The 19,062-nt window shown below is 71.9% G+C and carries 12 protein-coding genes and 1 pseudogene; 11 read left to right on the top strand and 2 right to left on the bottom strand.

Annotated elements, in window-relative coordinates; genetic code table 11:
• Positions 1 to 544: 544 nt before the first annotated feature.
• Positions 545 to 1,288 (bottom strand): SDR family oxidoreductase, encoded by a 744-nt coding sequence (locus OG485_RS32975; RefSeq protein ID WP_328672222.1) that lies wholly within the window; start codon positions 1,286 to 1,288, stop codon positions 545 to 547.
• 104 nt (positions 1,289 to 1,392) lie between these two features.
• Here OG485_RS32975 and OG485_RS32970 point away from each other — a divergent pair, with 104 nt between their 5' ends.
• A complete protein-coding gene (locus tag OG485_RS32970) occupies positions 1,393 to 2,241 on the top strand; it encodes a LysR family transcriptional regulator (RefSeq protein ID WP_328672221.1) in 849 nt (282 codons plus the stop codon).
• A gap of 60 nt (positions 2,242 to 2,301) precedes the next feature.
• Here OG485_RS32970 and OG485_RS32965 read toward each other — a convergent pair whose 3' ends face one another.
• Positions 2,302 to 2,505: a hypothetical protein gene (locus OG485_RS32965; RefSeq protein ID WP_328672220.1), complete on the bottom strand. Its 204-nt coding sequence runs from the start codon at positions 2,503 to 2,505 to the stop codon at positions 2,302 to 2,304.
• 614 nt (positions 2,506 to 3,119) lie between these two features.
• On the opposite strand from OG485_RS32965, the gene OG485_RS32960 reads away from it, so the two are divergent.
• The 10 genes and pseudogenes from OG485_RS32960 to OG485_RS32915 all read left to right on the top strand — a co-directional run bounded on the left by OG485_RS32960 (position 3,120) and on the right by OG485_RS32915 (position 19,060).
• A complete protein-coding gene (locus OG485_RS32960) occupies positions 3,120 to 4,598 on the top strand; it encodes a sugar transferase (RefSeq protein WP_443048801.1) in 1,479 nt (492 codons plus the stop codon).
• A 73-nt stretch (positions 4,599 to 4,671) separates the two neighbouring features.
• Positions 4,672 to 5,988 (top strand): nucleotide sugar dehydrogenase, encoded by a 1,317-nt coding sequence (locus tag OG485_RS32955; RefSeq protein ID WP_328672219.1) that lies wholly within the window; start codon positions 4,672 to 4,674, stop codon positions 5,986 to 5,988.
• Positions 5,978 to 7,239: pseudogene (locus OG485_RS32950) on the top strand (glycosyltransferase family 4 protein). Before OG485_RS32955 ends, OG485_RS32950 begins: the two are co-directional and overlap by 11 nt.
• Positions 7,236 to 8,603 (top strand): Wzz/FepE/Etk N-terminal domain-containing protein, encoded by a 1,368-nt coding sequence (locus OG485_RS32945; RefSeq protein WP_328672217.1) that lies wholly within the window; start codon positions 7,236 to 7,238, stop codon positions 8,601 to 8,603. Before OG485_RS32950 ends, OG485_RS32945 begins: the two are co-directional and overlap by 4 nt.
• Positions 8,600 to 10,117, top strand: coding sequence for a Wzz/FepE/Etk N-terminal domain-containing protein (locus tag OG485_RS32940; RefSeq protein WP_328672216.1), 1,518 nt, complete (start codon positions 8,600 to 8,602; stop codon positions 10,115 to 10,117). Before OG485_RS32945 ends, OG485_RS32940 begins: the two co-directional genes overlap by 4 nt.
• Positions 10,118 to 10,120: 3 nt before the next feature.
• Positions 10,121 to 12,055: an asparagine synthase (glutamine-hydrolyzing) gene (asnB, locus tag OG485_RS32935; protein ID WP_328672215.1), complete on the top strand. Its 1,935-nt coding sequence runs from the start codon at positions 10,121 to 10,123 to the stop codon at positions 12,053 to 12,055.
• Positions 12,056 to 12,084: 29 nt separating this feature from the next.
• Entirely contained in the window at positions 12,085 to 14,292 is a 2,208-nt protein-coding gene (locus OG485_RS32930) for a bi-domain-containing oxidoreductase (RefSeq protein ID WP_328672214.1), read from the top strand.
• A complete protein-coding gene (locus OG485_RS32925; RefSeq protein WP_328672213.1) occupies positions 14,289 to 16,256 on the top strand; it encodes a heparinase II/III family protein in 1,968 nt (655 codons plus the stop codon). Before OG485_RS32930 ends, OG485_RS32925 begins: the two co-directional genes overlap by 4 nt.
• 13 nt (positions 16,257 to 16,269) lie before the next feature.
• Positions 16,270 to 17,790 carry a right-handed parallel beta-helix repeat-containing protein gene (locus OG485_RS32920; RefSeq protein ID WP_328672212.1) on the top strand — a complete coding sequence of 507 codons (1,521 nt, stop codon included), beginning with the start codon at positions 16,270 to 16,272 and terminating at the stop codon, positions 17,788 to 17,790.
• Between the two features lie 37 nt (positions 17,791 to 17,827).
• Positions 17,828 to 19,060 (top strand): O-antigen ligase family protein, encoded by a 1,233-nt coding sequence (locus OG485_RS32915; RefSeq protein ID WP_328672211.1) that lies wholly within the window; start codon positions 17,828 to 17,830, stop codon positions 19,058 to 19,060.
• Positions 19,061 to 19,062 lie beyond the last annotated feature (2 nt).

Here is a 19,062-nt window from a genome sequence, read left to right as displayed (position 1 = left end):
AGACTCCGAGGAGAGGATGAAAGGTTCACGGAGACGGGCGACCGGTCAGCTCTCCTCCACTCCCCGGCCTGGACGGCGACGGCTCCCGCATCGCCCAGGCCGCCATCTTGCGACGGCCTTTCCGACAAAGCCGAGAGACGGCTACGGCGTCCCCACCGTGACTGCCACGGTGGAGATCGTCCAGCTGATCGTCAGCGAACTGGTCACCAACGCCCGCGCGTACGCCCCCGGACCGGCCCTTCTGCGCCTGCGGATCACCGGCCCCGTCCTGCGGGTCGAACTCTGGGACAGCAACCCCGCCCTGCCGACCGCCAAGGACCGGATCCGGAACGCACCGGCCGGCACGGCCTGGAGATCGTCACAGCCCTCGCCCAGACCATCACCGTTGAAAAGACAGCCATCGGTAGACGCATCACCGCCGGCATCGCCCTCAGCCCGGCCTCGACCTAGCCGGACCGGGTTCTCGAACCTCGGCGTTCAGGAGGCGCGCACACCGCAGCCTCCGGCTCAGCGCCGAGCCGGGGTGGCGCGAACGGGAAGCGCGTCACCAGGGCACCTCTCCCTCGTCGTCGAAGAAGCGGCCCGTCGGCCCGTCGTCCGATACGGTGGCCAGCCGGATCGCGGCGGCTGCGCCCTGTTGGGGGGTGCGCACTCCCCGGAAGCCGTTGAGGTCGGTCGCCGTGAAGCCGGGGCAGACGGCGTTGATCAGGATGTTGGTGTCGGCCAGTTCCCTGGCGTACTGCACGGTGACGGCGTTGAGGAACGTCTTCGACGGAGCGTAGGCGATGGCGATGGGGCCCGTCAGGGCGCCAGGCGTGGTCTGGAGTGTGAGGGAGCCGACGCTGCTGGAGACGTTCACGATCCGCGGCGACGGCGAGCGGCGCAGCAGAGGGAGCAGGGCGTTGGTGACGCGGATGACGCCGATCACGTTGGTCTCCACGGCCGCCCGTACCCGGTTCACGTCGACCGTGGTGGGCTCCTGCGGTCCGCCGCCGGTGATCCCCGCATTGTTGACGAGCGCGTCGAGCCGCCCGGCCCGCTCCTTCATCAGCCGAGCCGCCGCTGTCACGCCGGCGTCGTCGGTCACATCCAGCGGCACGCCGAACGCGTCGGCTCCGGCCGCGCGCAGTTTGTCCACAGCGGCCTCGCGCCGCTCCTCGTTCCGCGCGCCGATTCCGACGGACCAGCCGAGGGCGCCGAGCCCGGCGGCGATCTCGTACCCGATGCCCTTGTTGGCCCCGGTCACCAGCGCGACCTTGTGGTGGTTCACGGTGTTCGTCTCACTCATGACATCGATACTTCTCCCCCGCCGGGCAGGGCGTCCAAGACCGACTGGGTGGACGGCGATACCGCCCGGGTATCGCTCCTGGCCGTCCCGGTTAGGCTGGCGGGGTGGAGACACGTGAGCTGCGGTACTTCGTCGCGGTCGCCGAAGAGCTGCACTTCGGCCGGGCCGCGCAGCGGCTCGGGATCGCCCAACCCCCGCTGTCGCGGGCGATCGGCGGGCTCGAACGGCGCCTGGGCACCCTCCTGCTGGAGCGCAGCAGCCGGGGTGTCGCCCTGACCGGTGCAGGGGCGGTACTGCTGCGGGAGGCGCGGGCGGCGCTGGACGCCGTCGAGGCCGCCGAACGGCGCACCCGCCGGGCCGCCCTCGCGGCGACCGGACGCCCCGCCGTGGTCCTGGCCGCGAAGGCGGGCGCCTCCGGTGAACTGCTGGCGAAACTCCTCTACGCCTACGCCGCCGAGCCCGGCGCCGTCGCCGTGGACGTCGTGCTGTGCGGGCCGGGCGAGCAGACGCGGCTGCTGCACGACGGCCGGGCCGACGTGGCCCTGCTGCATAGGCCATTCGACGACACGGCCGGCTTCGACACCGAGGACCTGCACTCCGAGGGTCAGGTCGCGATCCTCCCGGCGGGCCACCCTCTCAGCACCCGCCCCCACGTGCGGCTCGCCGAGGTCACCGACCTTCCCGACCTGCCCCTGCCCCGCTGGCCTCGCCCTGACGGCACCTTCCCGGACGGCCCCGGACCGCAGGTGCGCGACCACACGCAACTCACCCAGCTCATCGCCCTCGGCCGCGCCTGCGCGGTCGTACCGGAGTCGGGCCGCACCGGCCTGCGCGAGGACCTCACCGCCGTACCGGTCCCCGACGCCCCCCACGTCACCACGGCCATCGCCTGGCCCCCGCACAGCCGCTCAACGGCGGTCGCGGGGCTGGTCCGCGCCGCCACCGCCCTGTGACCGACGGCGGTGAACGCCGGGACACCGTGCCGGATTTCGGGGACAGCGTCCGGTCTGCCATCAGCTCCCGACACATCGTGCGGCACGAGGCGACTGGCCTGCACCGGCGTTGTAGCGGCTCGTGGTGGTCCCGGTAGTCGACCATGAGGGGGTGCCGCTGCCGTCGGCGCAGTAGGCGAGCGATGTGCCGTCGGCGAGGCCGGTGCCGTCACCGAGCGCGTCGTAGGCGTAGCCGGCCGAGGCGACCTGGTTGCGGTCGACCAACTACGTACCGCAGAAGGCCTGTTGAGGCTTGCCGGGCGGTGCTCGCAGACGCCGGGCCCGGGGGCCGGACGAGCCGCCCAGAGCGGCGCGATGACACCAAAGCGCCCGTAGGCGGACATCCGTCGGCGGATCCGGCCTCAAATCTTGGGCACAAATTCCACACATCCCCCTCTTCAGAACGGCCCTGATGGTCTAGATTGACCGTGCTTCAGCTGTTCGGACATGAGGCGACCAATAATGATCTATAGGTCCGGCGCCGGGAATGCCAGCATTGGCCTCCTCGACGCGGGACTTGGGGGTGGTCGGTTCTTGGAGTCCTGAAGGAGTTCGGGTGCGGGGAGCACCCGGGTCCAGGCGGGTTTCGGGACACCTCGGAAGTCCGGCGGGGGTGCAAGTCTGCTGCCGATAGGGCGGGTTACTCAAGTAGCCCTGCAACAGCGGGAGTTCGTTGGACGGGAGGCGGTGCCTCCCGGGGGGATGATCAGCGCGGCGCGGGAGGCGGGGGCCTCCCGGGGGGAGGAACAGCGCGGCGCGCCGCGGGAGGCGGGGGTGCCTCCCGGAGCGAGGAACAGTGTTAGGCGAACACGTCGAACCACTGGAACCTGGGGGGTTCTGTGCGGCAAGGGGGACTAGTACGCCCGTTTCCGTCTGCGCGCGAGCGTCTGACGAACGGGGCGGCCAATCAGCCTGCGACCGACTGGGAGCAGCGGTACCGCCGTACCGTGATCACCAGCGACATGGTCGCCACCGCCTTCGTGGTGGCGGCGATCGGCAACTTCTTCGGGGCCCGGGACGCGGCCAACTGGCACGAGAAGTGGGGAATCCTCGCGTTCGGCACCGAACTGCTGGTGCTGGGGGCATTAGCGGTGAGCCGGGCGTGGGCTCCGGCCGTGCTCGGCCAGGGCGCGGAGGAATTCCGCCGGTTAGGGCGCTCGCTGTTCGCGGCGACCGTGGTCCTGGCGCTCGGCGGGATCGCGCTCACCTCGCGCAACATCAAACTCTGGATCTTCGTCGCGATCCCCGCGATCGCGCTCGTCACCATGACCGTGCGCTATCTGCTGCGCCTGTGGCTGCACAAACAGCGCAAGGAAGGACGGTGCCTGCGACCGGTGCTCGCCGCCGGGAGCCCGGCGACCCTGCGCGACCTGGTCACCCGGACGCGCAAGTTCCCGCACCTCGGCTGGCGGGTGGAAGCGGTGTGCACGACCGACGGTCACGGGCTCGACGGTGACGAGTTGGACGGAGTGCCCGTCGTCGGGCGGCTGGCGGACGTCGCGGGCCACGTGCACCGCGACGGCTACCGGGTCGTCGCGGTCACCCCGGACCCGCACTGGTCACCGGACCGGCTCCAGCGGCTGGCCTGGAACCTGGAGGGCAGCGACGCCGAGATGATCGTGGCCCCCGTGCTGATGGAGGTGGCCGGTCCGCGGCTGCACGTCGACGCGGTGCTCGGGATCCCGCTGCTGCGGGTCAGCATGCCGACCTTCACCGGCGGCCGCCGCGCGGTCAAGGTGGTCGTCGACCGGCTGGGCGCCACCGTCCTGCTGCTGCTGTTCGCGCCGCTGATGGTGTTCGTCGGGCTGCTCGTGCTCCTCGACAGCCGGGGCGGGGCGTTCTACCGCCAGCGCCGGGTCGGCAAGAACGGCCGCGAGTTCACCATTCTCAAGTTCCGCACCATGGTCTCCGGGGCCCACAAGATACGTGCGGAGCTGGCCGGCCTCGACGAAGGCGCCGGCCTGTTGTTCAAGGTCCGCCGGGACCCGCGGGTGACCCGGGTGGGAGCGGTGCTGCGCCGGTACTCGATCGACGAGCTCCCGCAGCTTTTCAACGTGCTGACCGGATCGATGTCACTCGTCGGTCCGCGGCCTCCGTTACCGGAGGAGTCCGCCGCGTACGGCCCGGACATCCGGCGGCGGCTGCTGGTCAAGCCGGGACTCACCGGCCTGTGGCAGATCAGCGGACGCAGCGACCTGTCGTGGGAGGAGGCGGTGCGGCTGGACCTGCGGTACGTGGAGGACTGGTCGCTCGCCCTGGACACAGTGATCTTGTGGAAGACGCTGCGTGCGGTGCTCTACGGGCAGGGGGCCTACTGATGCGCGCGGGACATCGTCGGGCAGGCGCGTTTACGGCAGGCCGCAAGGGCCTGCCCGGGGGGAGGAACGGGTCATGAAGGTCAGCGTTTTCGGGCTCGGTTACGTGGGCTGTGTGTCGGCCGCGTGCCTGGCCGGCCAGGGCCACCAGGTCATCGGCGTGGACGTCAACCAGGTGAAGGTCGACCTGGTCAACGACGGCAAGGCCCCGGTGGTCGAGGAGGGGATCGGCGAGCTCGTCACCGACGTCGTGGGAAGCGGGGCCTTACGCGCCACCACCGACGTCCGTGAGGCGATCGCGGACAGCGAGGTGTCGCTGATCTGCGTGGGCACGCCCTCGGAACCCAACGGCAGCCTGTGCACCACGTACTTGGAGCGGGTCACCGAGGAGATCGGTGCCGCGCTGGCCGAGCGGGGTGGCCGGCACACCGTGGTGTTCCGCAGCACCATGCTCCCGGGCACCTGCCTGAACCTGCTGGTGCCGATCCTGGAGAAGTACGTCGGCGGAACGGCCGGCGTGGACGTCGGGGTCGCGGTCAACCCGGAGTTCCTGCGCGAGGGCACGAGCGTGCGGGACTTCTTCGACCCGCCGAAGACCGTCATCGGCGAACTCGACGCGGCGAGCGGCGATGTGGTGGCGGCCCTGTACGAGGGACTGCCCGGCGAGGTGTTCCGGGTGCCGATCCCCGTGGCCGAGGCGATCAAGTACGCGGACAACGCCTTCCACGGCCTCAAGATCGGCTTCGCGAACGAGCTGGGCGCGGTGTGCCAGGCCCTCGGGGTGGACTCGCACCAGGTGATCGACGTGTTCCTGGCCGACCGCAAGCTGAACATCAGCCCCGCCTACCTGCGGCCCGGTTTCGCCTTCGGCGGCTCGTGCCTGCCCAAGGACCTGCGCAGCCTGGTCCACGCGGCACAGCGGGCGGACGTCTCGGTGCCCATCCTCTCCCACGTGCTGCCCTCCAACTCCGACCATCTGCAGCGCGCGGTGGAGATGGTCGAGCGCACCGGCAAGCGCCGGGTCGGCCTGTTCGGGCTGTCCTTCAAGCCCGGCACCGACGACCTCCGCGAGAGCCCGCTCGTCGAGCTGGCGGAGAGGCTGTTCGGCAAGGGGTACGACCTGCGGATCCACGACGCCAACGTGAGCCTCTCCCGGCTGCTCGGCGCGAACCGCGAATACATCGAGACCCGGCTGCCGCACCTCGCGCAGCTGCTCGCGGACTCCGTCGACGAGGTGCTGGAACACGCGGAGGTGTGCCTGGTCGGAACCCGGGACCCGGCCGTGCTGTCGGCGCTGCCCCACGGCGACGGCCCGATGATCGTCGATCTCATCCACCTTCCCGACGCCGACGCGCGCCGGACCGAACCGGGATACATGGGCCTTGCTTGGTGACACGACCAGCGGCGACCGGCCTGACCGGCGCGCGCTGATCCTGGTGGAGAACCTGTCGGTGCCCTTCGACCGACGGGTGTGGCAGGAATGCACGACGCTGCGCGACGCGGGCTGGACGGTGCACGTCATCTGTCCCCAGGGCAGCAAGCGGGACACGGAGCCGGAGGCGGTGATCGACGGGGTGCGGATCCACCGCTACCCGTTGCGCGCCGCCACCGGCGGACCGGCCGGCTATCTGCGGGAGTACGGATCGGCGTTGTGGCACACCATGCGACTGGCCCGGAAGATCGGCCCGGTCGACGTGGTGCACGCCTGCAATCCGCCCGACCTCCTGTTCCTGCCCGCGCGGTGGCTGAAGCGGCGCGGAGCGCGGTTCGTCTTCGACCAGCACGACCTGGTGCCCGAGCTGTACCTGTCGCGGTTCGACCGGGGCGAGGACCTGCTCTACCGCGGCGTGTGCGCGCTGGAACGGATGACCTACCGGGCCGCGGACGTCGTGCTCGCCACGAACGAGAGCTACCGGGACGTCGCGGTGCGCCGCGGCGGCCGGCGCCCCGAGGACGTCTTCGTGGTGCGCAGCGCGCCCGACATCGACCGGTTCCACCCCGTACCGCCGGAGCCGGAGCTGAAGCGCGGCAAGCCCCATCTGCTGTGCTACCTCGGGGTCATGGGCCCGCAGGACGGCGTCGACTACGCCTTGCGGGCTCTGGCGAAACTCCGCGACGAGGTCGGGCGGTCCGACTGGCACGCGGTGTTCGTCGGCGGCGGCGACACCTTCGAGGCGATGGTGGAGCTGTCCCGGCAGCTCGGGCTCGCGGATCAGGTGCAGTTCACCGGCCGTATCCCGGACGCGGATCTGGTGCGCTACCTGTCCACCGCGGACGTGTGCCTCTCCCCCGACCCGCACAATCCGCTCAACGACGTCTCGACCATGAACAAGGTCCTGGAGTACATGGTGATGGGCAGGCCGCTCGTCTCCTTCGACCTCCGGGAGGCGCGCGTCTCCGCCGGTGACGCCGCCGTCTACGCGCCCGCCAACGACGAGGCCGAGTTCGCGAGGCTCATCGCGCTGCTGCTGGACGATCCGGAGAAGCGCGCTCTGATGGGCAAGATCGGCCAGGAGCGGATCAGCGGCCCGCTCTCCTGGCGCAACTCCCAGGCGTCCCTGCTCGCCGCGTACGCCGCGGCCTGCGGCGACGACGCTCCGGCGGGCGGCCCGGAACGTGAACAGGGCGGAGGCCGCACCGTTGAACGATGACACGATACGCCTGGTCACGATCGGGCGGATCATCCGTCGGCGCTGGCGGCTCCTCGCCGCGCTCGCCCTGGCGGGCGCGCTCGTCGGATACGGCACCTCGCTGCTCTTCCCGCCGCGCTACACGGCCTCGGCGTCGGTTCTGCTGCCCGGCGCCTGGGAAGAACGCGAACTGCTGACCCAGCAGGAGATCGCGACCAGTTCGGTGGTGGTGGACGCGGCGGCCGACGCGCTCCACTGGACCGGCGTCGGCAAGAGCGAGCTGCGGGACCAGGTCGGCGCGAAGACCGCCGACGGGAACATCATCAAGATCTCGGGCACGGCCGACACCCCGGAACGCGCGCAGCGGCTCGCCGACCAGGTGGCCCGGCAGTTCGTCACGTTCGCCGCGCGGGTCGCGGACAACAACACCGACCCCGACACCGCGGCGCAGCGCGAGGCACTGCAGCAGACGGTGGCGCAGACCAGCAAGCGCATCACCGAGCTGGCCGACGCCGCCGATCCCGGGCAGACCGTGGAGGGTGTGCAGGCCCGCACCGAGCTGGAGAAGCTGCGCACCACGCTGCAGGAGGCCATCAGCAAGCTGGACCAGGCCGACCCCTCCGCCGACAAGGCCAACATGGTCGTCATGGGCTCGGCCCCCCGGCCGACCGGCGAGGCACCGCCGACGCGGATCCAGCTCGTTGTCGCCGGGGCGCTGCTGTTCTTCCTGCTCGGAGTCATCGGCCATCTCACCGCGGCCCGGATGAGCCGCCGGCTGCGCGTCGAGCCGGAGATCGCCGCGGCGCTGAACGCGGAACTGCTGGGTACCGTCGACGTTCCCGCCGAGAGGCCCGGGCACCGGCCGGAAGGCGGTGGCTCGCGTGCGGGGATCCGCCGGCTGCTGGGCGTCGACGTCCGCTGGGACATACCGGCTCCGCAGGCCTCCGGCGACGAGGTCAGCAGGCAGATCCGCTACCGGCGGGTGTGTACCCGTCTCCGGGACCGACTGCCCGCTCCGCGGGGGCTGCTGGTCGTCGTCCCGGAAGGCGACGAGATCGCCCGCCGGGCCGCGGGTCAGCTCGTCGCGGAGGCGGAGGGCGATCCGGTGCTGCGGCTGGTGGGGGTCTCCGTGTCCCGTCCGCTGGTGCCGGACCGCGGCAACGAGTCCGGTGCCCTGGTCGTGCTCAGCCCGGGCAGCTGGACCGCGGGGGAGCTCGCAGGCATCGCCGAGGCCTGTGCGGACGCCAAGCACGAGATCGTCGGCATCGTCCTCGCCGGCATGGTCCGGGCCCTGCCGGCGCGGTCCGCCGGCCGTCCCCGGAATACCTCCACGCCGGTGCTCGCGGTCGGCCACGACGCGAAGGGAAGTCCAGGGTGACGACGAGTACGACTGCGGAGTCGTCGGCCGCCGCTCCGCTGCTGGATCTGCAGGCACTGGTGGTGGCGGTGCGCAGACGGCGCCGCTTCTGGTGCGCCGTGGGGCTGCTGGGGCTGCTCGTGGGCGCGGCGGTGGCGGTCCTGCTGCCGACGCCGCCGACCGCTGAGACCAAGGTGCTGGTCGCGCATCAGGAGGACCAGCCGAACGACCCCGGAACGCTGATCCGCACCGACGTCGCGCTGCTCCAGACCACGCGGATCGCCGACAGGGCCCTGAAGTCCCTCCACTCTCCGGAGAAGCCGGAGGACTTCATGAAGGACTACACGGGGATCGGCCTGACCAACAACCTGCTGCAGATCACGGTGACCGGTGACAGCGACGCGGACGCGGAGGCCCGCGCCAAGGCACTGGCCGACGCGTTCGTCGCGGACCATGTGAAGCGGATCCGGGCGGCCGCGGACGCCGAGGCCAAGGCCCTGCTCGACCAGCGCGACCGCCTGCAGGGCGAACTCACCAAAGTCAACAAGGCGATCGGGGAGGGGTCGGCGCAGACCGGGCCGACGGCGTCGGCGGACCTGGAGTCGCTCTTCGCCCGCCGGGCCGAACTCACCTCGAGGATCTCCGACTTCGGCCAGCGCGCCGCCGAGGCGCGCATCGGCACGCCGAAGCTCATCGCCGGCACACAGATCGTGGACGCCCCGAGCGCGGTGCGGAACTCCCTGCCCAAAACCGCCGCCACCAACGCCGCGGTCGGCCTCGTCCTCGGCCTCGTCCTCGGCCTCGCGGTGGCCGCGGTCGGTTCGGTGGTGGCCGACCGCCCCGTGCTGCGCCGGGAGATCGCGTCGAACCTCGGCGCCTCGGTCGTCGCGGAGCTGCCCCGCCGGTCGGTCCGGCCGTGGCGGCGCCGGCGGATCCGGCTGGCACGCGAACGGCTCACCGCATCCCTGGCGCGCACCGCGCGCGCCTCCGCGGAGCCGGTGTCACTGCTCGAACTGGGCACCGCGCGCAGCACGAGCGTGCTCGCCCTGGACCTCGCCAGGGCGCTGGCGGCGGACGGGCCGGTGGTCGTCGTAGACGGTCTGCCCGGCCTCCGACTCGCCAAGCGCCGCCCCAGGCCGGGAGACCCGACCGTGGTCAGCGGCGAAGGTGCCGCGTCCGTGCCGCATCAGGAACGCCGGGTCGGCGTCGGCTCGGTAGCGCCCGGCACGGCGTGGACCGACCTGCAGTACCTCGGCACGCGGACCGTGCTGGTCGTCCGTGCCGGGCACGGCAGCGCCGCATGGCTGCACACCGTGGCACGGCAGCTCGCGGACCAGCGCATCGCGGTGATCGGCGTGGTGCTGATCGACCCCGATCCGCGTGACCGGACCGACGGCACCCTGTGGGACGGGCTGAACACCGCGCTGCGCGGCCAGGACGAGCGGTCGGCCCGGCAGAGCGGGACGGCCCGGCGGGCGGAGCGGCAGCCGATGTGGGCGGCACGCGTCCCGGACAGCGACCAGGAGGCACGGTAGGACATGTGTGGCATCGCGGGTACTTACCGATGGCCCGACGGGAAGGCCGTGGCCGACCGGCTCACCGAGACCCTCGCGCACCGGGGTCCGGACGGGGCGGGCCGCTACAGCCACCCCGTCGGTGACGGCGAGGTGCACCTCGGGCACCGCCGGCTGGCCATCATCGACCTGTCCGAGACCGGCGCCCAGCCGATGGTCTCGGGCGGCCTCGTCCTGACGTACAACGGCGAGCTGTACAACGCGCCCGAACTGCGTGCCGAGCTGGAGGCCTCCGGGGTGCGCTTTCGCGGTACCTCCGACACCGAGGTGCTGCTGGAGGCCTGGCGGCGCTGGGGCACGGACTGCCTGCCCCGGCTGCGCGGCATGTTCGCGTTCGGGATCTTCGACGAGCGGACCGGTGAACTGGTGCTCGCCCGGGACCAGCTCGGCATCAAGCCGCTGTTCCTGCTCCGGCGCGGCGGGGGCCTGGTGTTCGCCTCCGAGCTCAAGGCGCTGGCCGCCGTGAGCGGCGGGTCGCTGGAGGTGGACCACGCCGCGCTGGTGGCCTCGCTGCTCTACTACTGGGTGCCGGACTCGCGCTGCGCGTTCCGCGAGGCGGAGAAACTGCCGCCGGGGAGCTGGCTGAGGTTCCGGCCCGACGGCCGGGTGGAGCGCGGCCGGTACTGGAATCTGAAGGACGTCGCCGCCGAGGGCCAGGAGCGGGCCAGAAGCGGCGATCTGCCGGACATCGCCGCCGTCGTCGAGGAGTCGACCCGGCGCCATCTGCTCTCCGACGTCCCCGTGGCGACCTTCCTGTCCGGCGGTCTCGACTCCAGCTATCTGACCGCGCTGGCGGCCCGCGACCGGCCCGGGATCTCCGCCTACACGATCGGATTCCGGGCCGAGGACGCCAAGTTCGAGGCGATGCCGGACGACCTGCGCTATGCCCGGCAGGTGGCCGAGCGGTTCGGCGTCGACCTGCACGAGATCGAGATCGCCCCGAACGTGCTCGACCTGCTGCCGCAGATGACGCACCACCTGGACGAGCCGATCGGCGACCCCGCCGCGATCAACACGTTCCTGATCTGCTCGGCCGCACGGGAGGCCGGGGTCAAGGTGATGCTCTCGGGGATGGGTGCCGACGAGCTGTTCGCCGGCTACCGCAAGCACCTGGCCAATCTGATCGCGCTGCGCTACCAGCGGGTCCCGCGGCCCCTGCGGCGCGGTGTGTCCGCGGCGGTGGACCGGCTTCCGGTCGCCTCGGCCCGCCGGGGGTACCGCTCGGTGCGCTTCGCCAAGCGGTTCCTGTCCTTCGCCGATCTGCCGGAGGAGACCGCGTTCCGGCGCAGCTACACCATGTACGACCGGGACGAGCTGCTCGCCCTGATCGATCCGGACCTGGCCGGGACGGTCGAGGACGTGCTGACCGAGCACGCGGACGTCTACCAGGACAACAGCCTCGACGACTTCGTCAACCGCATGTGCCTGGGCGACGCCCGGATGTTCCTGCCGGGCCTGAACCTCGCCTACACGGACCGGTCGAGCATGGCCGCGTCGACGGAGGTACGGGTGCCGTACGTGGACGTCGAGGTGGTCAGGGCGGCGTTCGCCGTGCCCGGCGACCGCAAGATCGTCGGACGGCAGGGGAAGGCGGTCCTCAAGGAGGCGGCCGCCTCGGTCCTGCCCCGGGAGATCGTGTACCGGCCCAAGGGCCTGTTCAGCGCCCCGCTGCGGGCCTGGATGAGCAGGGATCTGGCACCGCTGGTGCGCGAGGTGGTGAACGACGGCGAGCTCGTCCGTTCGGGGCTCCTGCGCCGTGACGCGCTGGCGCGCATGGTCGCCGAGGACGCCGCCGGGCAGCGGGACTTCTCCAAGCATCTGTGGCATGTGCTGACCCTCGAGTACTGGTATCGCGGCGCGGTCTCCGGGTCCGGCCAGGACACTCGCTCGGCGGCCTAGAACACGGCTTAGAAACAAGGGGACTTCGGGTGAAGCAGGTTGTTCAGAACTACAAGAGCGGCGAGCTGGCGGTGCTCGACGTGCCGGTGCCGGAGTGCAAGCGGGGCGGTGTGCTGGTCCGCAGCTCCTACTCGCTGATCTCCACCGGGACCGAGCTGATGAAGGTGTCCGAGGCCGGCATGTCGATGCTGGGCAAGGCCCGCTCCCGGCCGGACCAGGTGGCCAAGGTCATGCAGAGCGTGGCCACCAACGGGGTGCCCGCCACGTACCGCAAGGTGATGGGCAAGCTGGACTCCTACACGCCGCTGGGCTACTCGCTGTGCGGGGTGGTCGAGCAGGTCGGCGCGGGGATCGACGACGTGAAGGTCGGCGACCTCGTGGCCTGCGCGGGCAACGAGCACGCGCTGCACGCCGAGCTGAACTGGGTGCCGAAGAACCTCTACGCCCCGGTACCGGACGGCCTCGCGCCGCGGCACGCGGCCTTCGGCACCGTCGGGTCGATCGCGATGCAGGGCGTACGCCAGGGCGAGCCGCAGCTCGGCGAGGTGGCGCTGGTCATCGGCCTCGGGCTGATCGGGCAGCTGGTGGTGCAGCTCCTCGTCGCCGCGGGGGTCCGCGTCGTCGGGGCGGACCCCGACCCGACGCGCTGCGAGCTCGCCGAGAGCCTGGGTGCCGCGGCCTGCGGCGACCCCGCCTCCGCGGCCGTGGAAGCCGCCGTCGCCGAACTCACCGGCGGCCACGGCGTGGACCAGGTTTACCTGGCCGCCGGCGGCGGCAGCAACCAGCCCGTCGAGCTGGCCGCGCGGCTCTGCCGCGACCGCGGCCGGGTCGTCGACATCGGCAAGTGCCGTCTGGACCTGCCGTGGAACGCGTACTACGAGAAGGAACTCGACGTCCGGTTCTCCCGCAGCTACGGCCCCGGGCGCTACGACCCGGAGTACGAACTCGACGGCCGGGACTACCCGATCGGCTATGTGCGCTGGACCGAGCGCCGCAACCTGGCGTGCTTCCTCGATCTCGTCGCCCGCGGCCGCGTCGACGTGGAGCCCCTGGTCTCCCACGTCGCCGACTTCGACGACGCCGTCGAGACGTACCGGAGCCTGAAGGACGGTGAACTCAAGGCCGTGGCCGTGCTGTTCCGGTACCCCGGGCAGACGGCCGAGACCAGGGCCGAGGCCGAGGCCCCGGTGGTGGACGTGCCCGCGGTGCGACGCGGCGCCGGAGTCACCGGACCGGCCCGGCCGGCCACGGCGCCGGTGCGGCTGGCGTTCGTCGGCGCGGGCAACTACGCGACGTCGATGCTGCTGCCGCACCTGACGCAGCGCGACGGGGTCGAGCTGTCGACGGTCGTCACGACGACGGCGCTGTCCGCGGCCAACGCGCAGCGGAAGTTCGGCTTCGCCGAGGCGACCACCGATCTCGACGCCGTGCTCGGCGACAAGTCCATCGACGCGGTGTTCGTGGTCACCCGGCACAGCTCGCACGCCGAACTGACCCGCAAGGCCCTGCTCGCCGGCAAGACCGTGTTCGTCGAGAAGCCCCTGGCGCTCACCGAGGACGAGCTGGCCGGTGTGCTCGCGGCGGTGGAGGAGTCCGGCAACGACCGGATCCAGGTGGGCTTCAACCGCCGGTTCGCGCCGCTGCTCCAGGAGGCCAGGAACCGGTTCGGCGCCCGGACCGGTCCGGCGAGCCTGCGCTATCTGGTCAACGCGGGCCGGCTGACCCAGGGCAGCTGGTACCTCCAGCAGGGCACCGAGGGCTCCCGGTTCGCGGGCGAGGGCGGACACTTCATCGACACGGCGAGCTGGCTGCTCGACGCCGACCCGGTCTCGGTGTACGCGGTCGCCGCGTCCGGCAACGAGGATCTTCAGGTCGTCCTGCGCTACCCGGACGGGTCCACCGCCACCATCAGCTACGTCACCACCGGCGCGCCCGGCTTCCCCAAGGAGACGCTGGACCTGGTCGCGGACGGCAAGGTGCTGCGGCTCGACGACTTCGTGCGGGCCTCGCTGTATTCGGACGGCAGGGACGGCCGCAAGCGGTGGGTCAGTTCGCGGCTTCCCAAGGCCCGGGACAAGGGCCAGTCCGCCGAACTGGCCGCGTTCGTCAAGGCCGTGCGGACCGGCGGTCCGATGCCGGTGTCCCTGGAGTCGCTCGTCGCCACCACGGCGGCCACCCTCGCCGTGCGGACCGGCCTGGCCGGCGGCGCGCCGGTGACGTTGGCGAGCGCTCGATGACCATGAGCGCGGGCTGGTACCTGCGGCGGCTGTCCCGGATGGGGCCGCGGGAGATCGGCGGCCGGGTGGGCGACACGGTCCGCAGACGGCGGTGGCGGTCGGCGCCGCCGCACTGCCCGGACGTGACCGGCGCCCGGTTCACCGCGTCACTGCCCGCGGGCACGGTCGACGCGGTGGCACCCGACGCCGCGAAGCGTCTCGTCGCCGAGGCGGACCGGCTGATGGCCGGGCACGCCGAGTTCTTCGGCGTCGGGCGCGAGGACCTGGCCGACCCGGACTGGTGGTACGACCCGAAGACGGGACGCCGGGCACCGGAGGGCTACGCCTTCGACGTGCCGTACCGCGACGAGGACCGGGTCGGTGACATCAAGCAGATCTGGGAGCCGTCCCGGCATCAGTACCTGACCGTGCTCGCCGCCGCCTACGCGGTCACCGGGGACGAGCGGTACGCCGAGCGGGTGGCCGGGCACCTGCGGTCGTGGTGGGCGGCCAACCCGCCGCTGCGCGGGGTGCACTGGACCAGCGGAATCGAGCTGGGCATCCGGCTGCTGTCCTGGGTGTGGGTCCGCCGGCTGCTCGACGGCTGGCCGGGCGCGGCCGCCCTGTTCGAGGACAACCCGGTGGCGCTGAACCAGATCTGGCACCACCAGCGCTGGCTGGCCGCGTTCCCCAGTCGCGGGTCCTCGGCGAACAACCACGTCATCGCCGAGACCGCCGGGCAGTTCGCCGCGGCCTGCGCGTTCGGGTGGTTCCCCTCCTCGGCACGCTGGCGGGCCGACGCGCTGCGGTCGCTGGAGCGGCAGTTACGGAGCAACACCTTCCACTCCGGCCTCAACCGCGAGCTGGCCACCGAGTACCACGGACTGGTGCTGGAGCTCGGCCTGGCCGCGGTGGCCGAGGCGGACGCGGCGGGCGTACCGGTCCCCGTGACGGTCCGGCTGGTGCTGCTGCGGATGACCGACGCGCTCGCCGCCGTCGTGGACAGCCGGCTGCGGCCGCCGCGCCAGGGGGACGCGGACGACGGGCACGGTCTGGTCGTGGACGGCGCGGGCACCGGCCGCTGGGGCTCGCTGCTGGCCACCGGGGACGCCGTGTTCGGCCGGCTCGCCTGGTGGCCGGCGGTGACCGGCACCGATGTGCGGACTCCGCTGCTGGCCGCGCTCGTCCAGCCGTACTCGACGGTCGAGAACGCGCCGGCCGTGTCCCGCCCGGCGGAGCGGCCCGCCCATTTCGCCGACGCGGGCATGACCATCCTGCGCGGTCCGGGAGAGATCTGGTGCCGCTGCGACGGCGGTCCGCACGGGTTCCTGTCGATCGCCGCGCACGCTCACGCGGACGCGCTGTCCGTGGAGGTCCGGCACGACGGGGTCGACGTGCTCGCGGACCCGGGGACGTACTGCTACCACGGACAGCCCGAGTGGCGGCGGTACTTCCGGTCGACGCTCGGCCACAACACCCTGGAGCTGGACGGCGGTGACCAGTCCGTCTCCGGCGGCCCGTTCCTGTGGACCCGGCACGCCCGCACCCGTGTCCTGGTCACGGACCCGTCCGGCGCCTCCGACGGCGGGGTGGCCCGCTGGTGCGCCGAGCACGACGGCTACGAGGGCTCCGCGCACCGCCGCCGGGTGGAACTGACGGCCGCGAGCGGGGAGTTGACGCTGGTCGACGAGGTGCGCGGCCCGCGCCGGGACGTGCGTCTGGCCTTCCACCTCGGCCCGGCGATCACGGCGGAGCTGGTGGGGAACCGGGCGCTGCTCAGCTGGACCCGGGACGGCGAGGACCGCTCCGCGGAGCTCGACCTGCCCGGGCGGCTGACCTGGCGGGCCCATCGCGGCGAGAGCGAGCCGCCGCTGGGCTGGTACTCCGCCGGCTTCGGGCGCAAGGAACCCGCCACCACGCTGGTCGGCACAGGCGTCGCCGAGGGCACGCAGGGGTTCACCACCGTACTCAGGTTCCACGGCTAGGGAGGAAGGACGCTTGCGGATCAAGTGGCGGCACTGGGCGTTGCCGGCCGCGCTGCTGGCGCTGGCCGTGCCGGCGGCGACCGGCTGCGACAGCTCGCAGGACGGGCGGCTGAAGCCGACCGCCGGGCCGTCCACGTCCGTGGCCCGGGTGTGCGCCAAGCCCGCGTCCGGACCGGCGAAGGCGCCGGCGGGCGCGGTGACGGTCGACCCCTCGAAGGCCGGTGACCTGGCGGAGAAGACCAAGAACAGCCCGCCGAACACCACGTTCTGGCTCAAGCCGGGCAAGCACAGGCTGGAGGCGGACCGCTACGCCCAGGTCATCCCCAAGAAGGGGGACGTCTACCTCGGCGCGCCGGGCGCGGTGCTCGACGGCCGGAAGACCAACCAGTACGCGTTCGGCGGCACCGCGCGCGACGTCTCCATCCGCTATCTGACCGTGCAGGGTTTCGTCGCCCCGCGCGACGAGGGCGTGGTCAATCACGACTCGGCCGACGGGTGGGTGATCGAGCACGCGACGATCCAGCGCAACTCGGGCGCCGGGCTGATGGCCGGGGCACGCCAACAGGTCCGCGCCAGCTGCCTGCGCGACAACGGCCAGTACGGCGTGAACGCGTACAAGGGCAACGGCCGGATCAGCGGCCTGGTGCTCGAGGGCAACGAGATCGCGGGCAACAACACGGACGACTGGGAGCGCAAGCGGTCGGGCTGCGGCTGCACGGGAGGCGTCAAGTTCTGGGCCGTCGACGGCGCCGACATCCGCGGCAACTGGGTGCACGACAACCGCGGGACCGGGCTCTGGGCGGACACCAACAACAACGACTTCCTCATCGAGGACAACGTGCTCGAGGCCAACGACGGGGCCGCGCTGATCTACGAGACCAGCTACAACGCGGTCATCCGGAAGAACACGATCCGGCGGAACAACTGGGTCGAGGGCCGCAAGTACGCGGACCGCGGGGACAACTTCCCCTTCGCGACCCTCTACTTGTCCGAGTCCGGCGGCGAACCACGGGTCCGCGCCCGCACGGACAGGATCGAGGTCTACCGGAACCTGCTGGAGAACAACTGGTCCGGGATCACCCTGTGGGAGAACGCCGACCGGTTCTGCAACAGCCCGGCCAACACCTCCTCCGGTGACTGCACGCTGCTGGTGAAGGACATCGACCGCTGCGCCCGGCCGGCGATCGCCACCGAACCGCTCTACGCCGACTGCCGGTGGAAGACCCAGCGGGTGGACATCCACAACAACCGCTTCGTGCTGGACACATCCGTCGTCGGCTGCACGGTGAAGTGCGACCGCATGGCGGTGCTGGCCAACTACGGCACCTATCCGGACTGGTCGCCGTACCAGGGCGACCGGGTGGCGGAGGCGATCACCGGCAAGCAGCACAACCGCTGGCACGACAACACCTACGTCGGACCGTGGAAGTTCGTCGCCCACGACCCGAGCCGGGTCCTCGACTCCGGGCAGTGGCAGGGCACGCCGTACCGGCAGGACGCGGGCAGCACCTTCCGCGCCCAGGGCGGTGGTTGAGATGAGCGGGAACCGAACGGTGAGCGGGAACCGAACGATGAGCGGTGACCGCACACCGAAGATCATCGGGACCGTCTGGGGGCTGCTGGTCCTCAACACGCTCGGGTCCGCCGGGGCGAAGACCATCGTCCCGCTGCCCCGCTCCCTCATCCAGATGGTCACCATGGGCGCCCTGGTCGCCGCGTTCGCCCTGGCGCTCGTGGTCAATGTCCGCCTGCGCGTGCGGCCCAGCGCCTTCGTGTTCCTGCTCACCCTGCTGCTGGTGTCGAGCGTGTTCTCCAGCGTGCATCTGGAGTCCGGGTTCGGCGCGCTGTTCCGCTGCGTCCGGCTGGCCCTCTTCGTCGGCACGCTGTGGCTGGTCAGCCGCTGGTGGGACGGCAGTCTGACGTTCGTCCGGCATCACATCCGGATGTACCTGGCGGTGCTCGGGACGGTGGCCGCCGGCGCGGTCCTCTCACCGGGCGCGGCCCTGCCCGACCTCTACGGCGGGCGGCTGGTCGGCGCGCTGTGGCCGCTCACCCCGCCGCAGATCGGACAGTACGCCGCGGTGATCATCGGGCTCACCGTGCTGCTCGTCCTGGGCCGCCGGACCGACCGGACCAGCGCCGTGGTGGTCATCGTGCCCTCGCTCGTCCTGCTCGCCCTGACCCACACCCGCACGGCCACGCTCGGCCTGCTCGTCGGACTGTCGCTGGCGATCGGCTCGCTCGTCCTGAACAGCGGCGCCGCCCGGCGGTTCTTCGCCTGGGCGGTGCTGAGCGCCACGGTGGCCGCGGTGGGATTCGCCTCCGCGCTCCAGACCTGGTTCCTGCGCGGACAGAGCCAGGAGAACTTCTCCAGCCTCACCGGTCGCGCCAAGGTCTGGCACGCGCTGCTGGCAGCCCCCCGGTCGACCACGGAGTACCTGTTCGGCGCGGGTCTGGGCGACAAGTCGTTCGGCGGGCTGCCGATCGACAACAGCTGGCTGGCCGTCTTCAACGAGCAGGGCGTGATCGGCGTCATCCTGGTGGCGGCGGTCATCATCGTGCTGGGCGGTGTGGCGCTGCTGCGGCCGCCGTCGCTGCAGCGGGCCTGCGCGATCTTCCTGATCAGCTACTGCGCGATCGCGTCGTACACCGAGGCCGGGCTGGGCGACGCCTCCCCGTATCTGCTCCACCTGGCCGTGGCCGCCTCGCTGCTGGCCGCGCCCGCCCCGGCCACTCCCCTCCCGACGCCCCGGGTCCCCCGGCGGCACGTCCCTCGATGGGCCCAGAGATCGGAGGTGATCTGAGC

It is taken from the genome of Streptomyces sp. NBC_00328 (assembly GCF_036139655.1).
Lineage (GTDB): Bacteria > Actinomycetota > Actinomycetes > Streptomycetales > Streptomycetaceae > Streptomyces.
The sequence above is the reverse complement of the archived record's forward strand: the minus strand, read 5'-3'. Positions and strand labels throughout refer to the sequence as shown.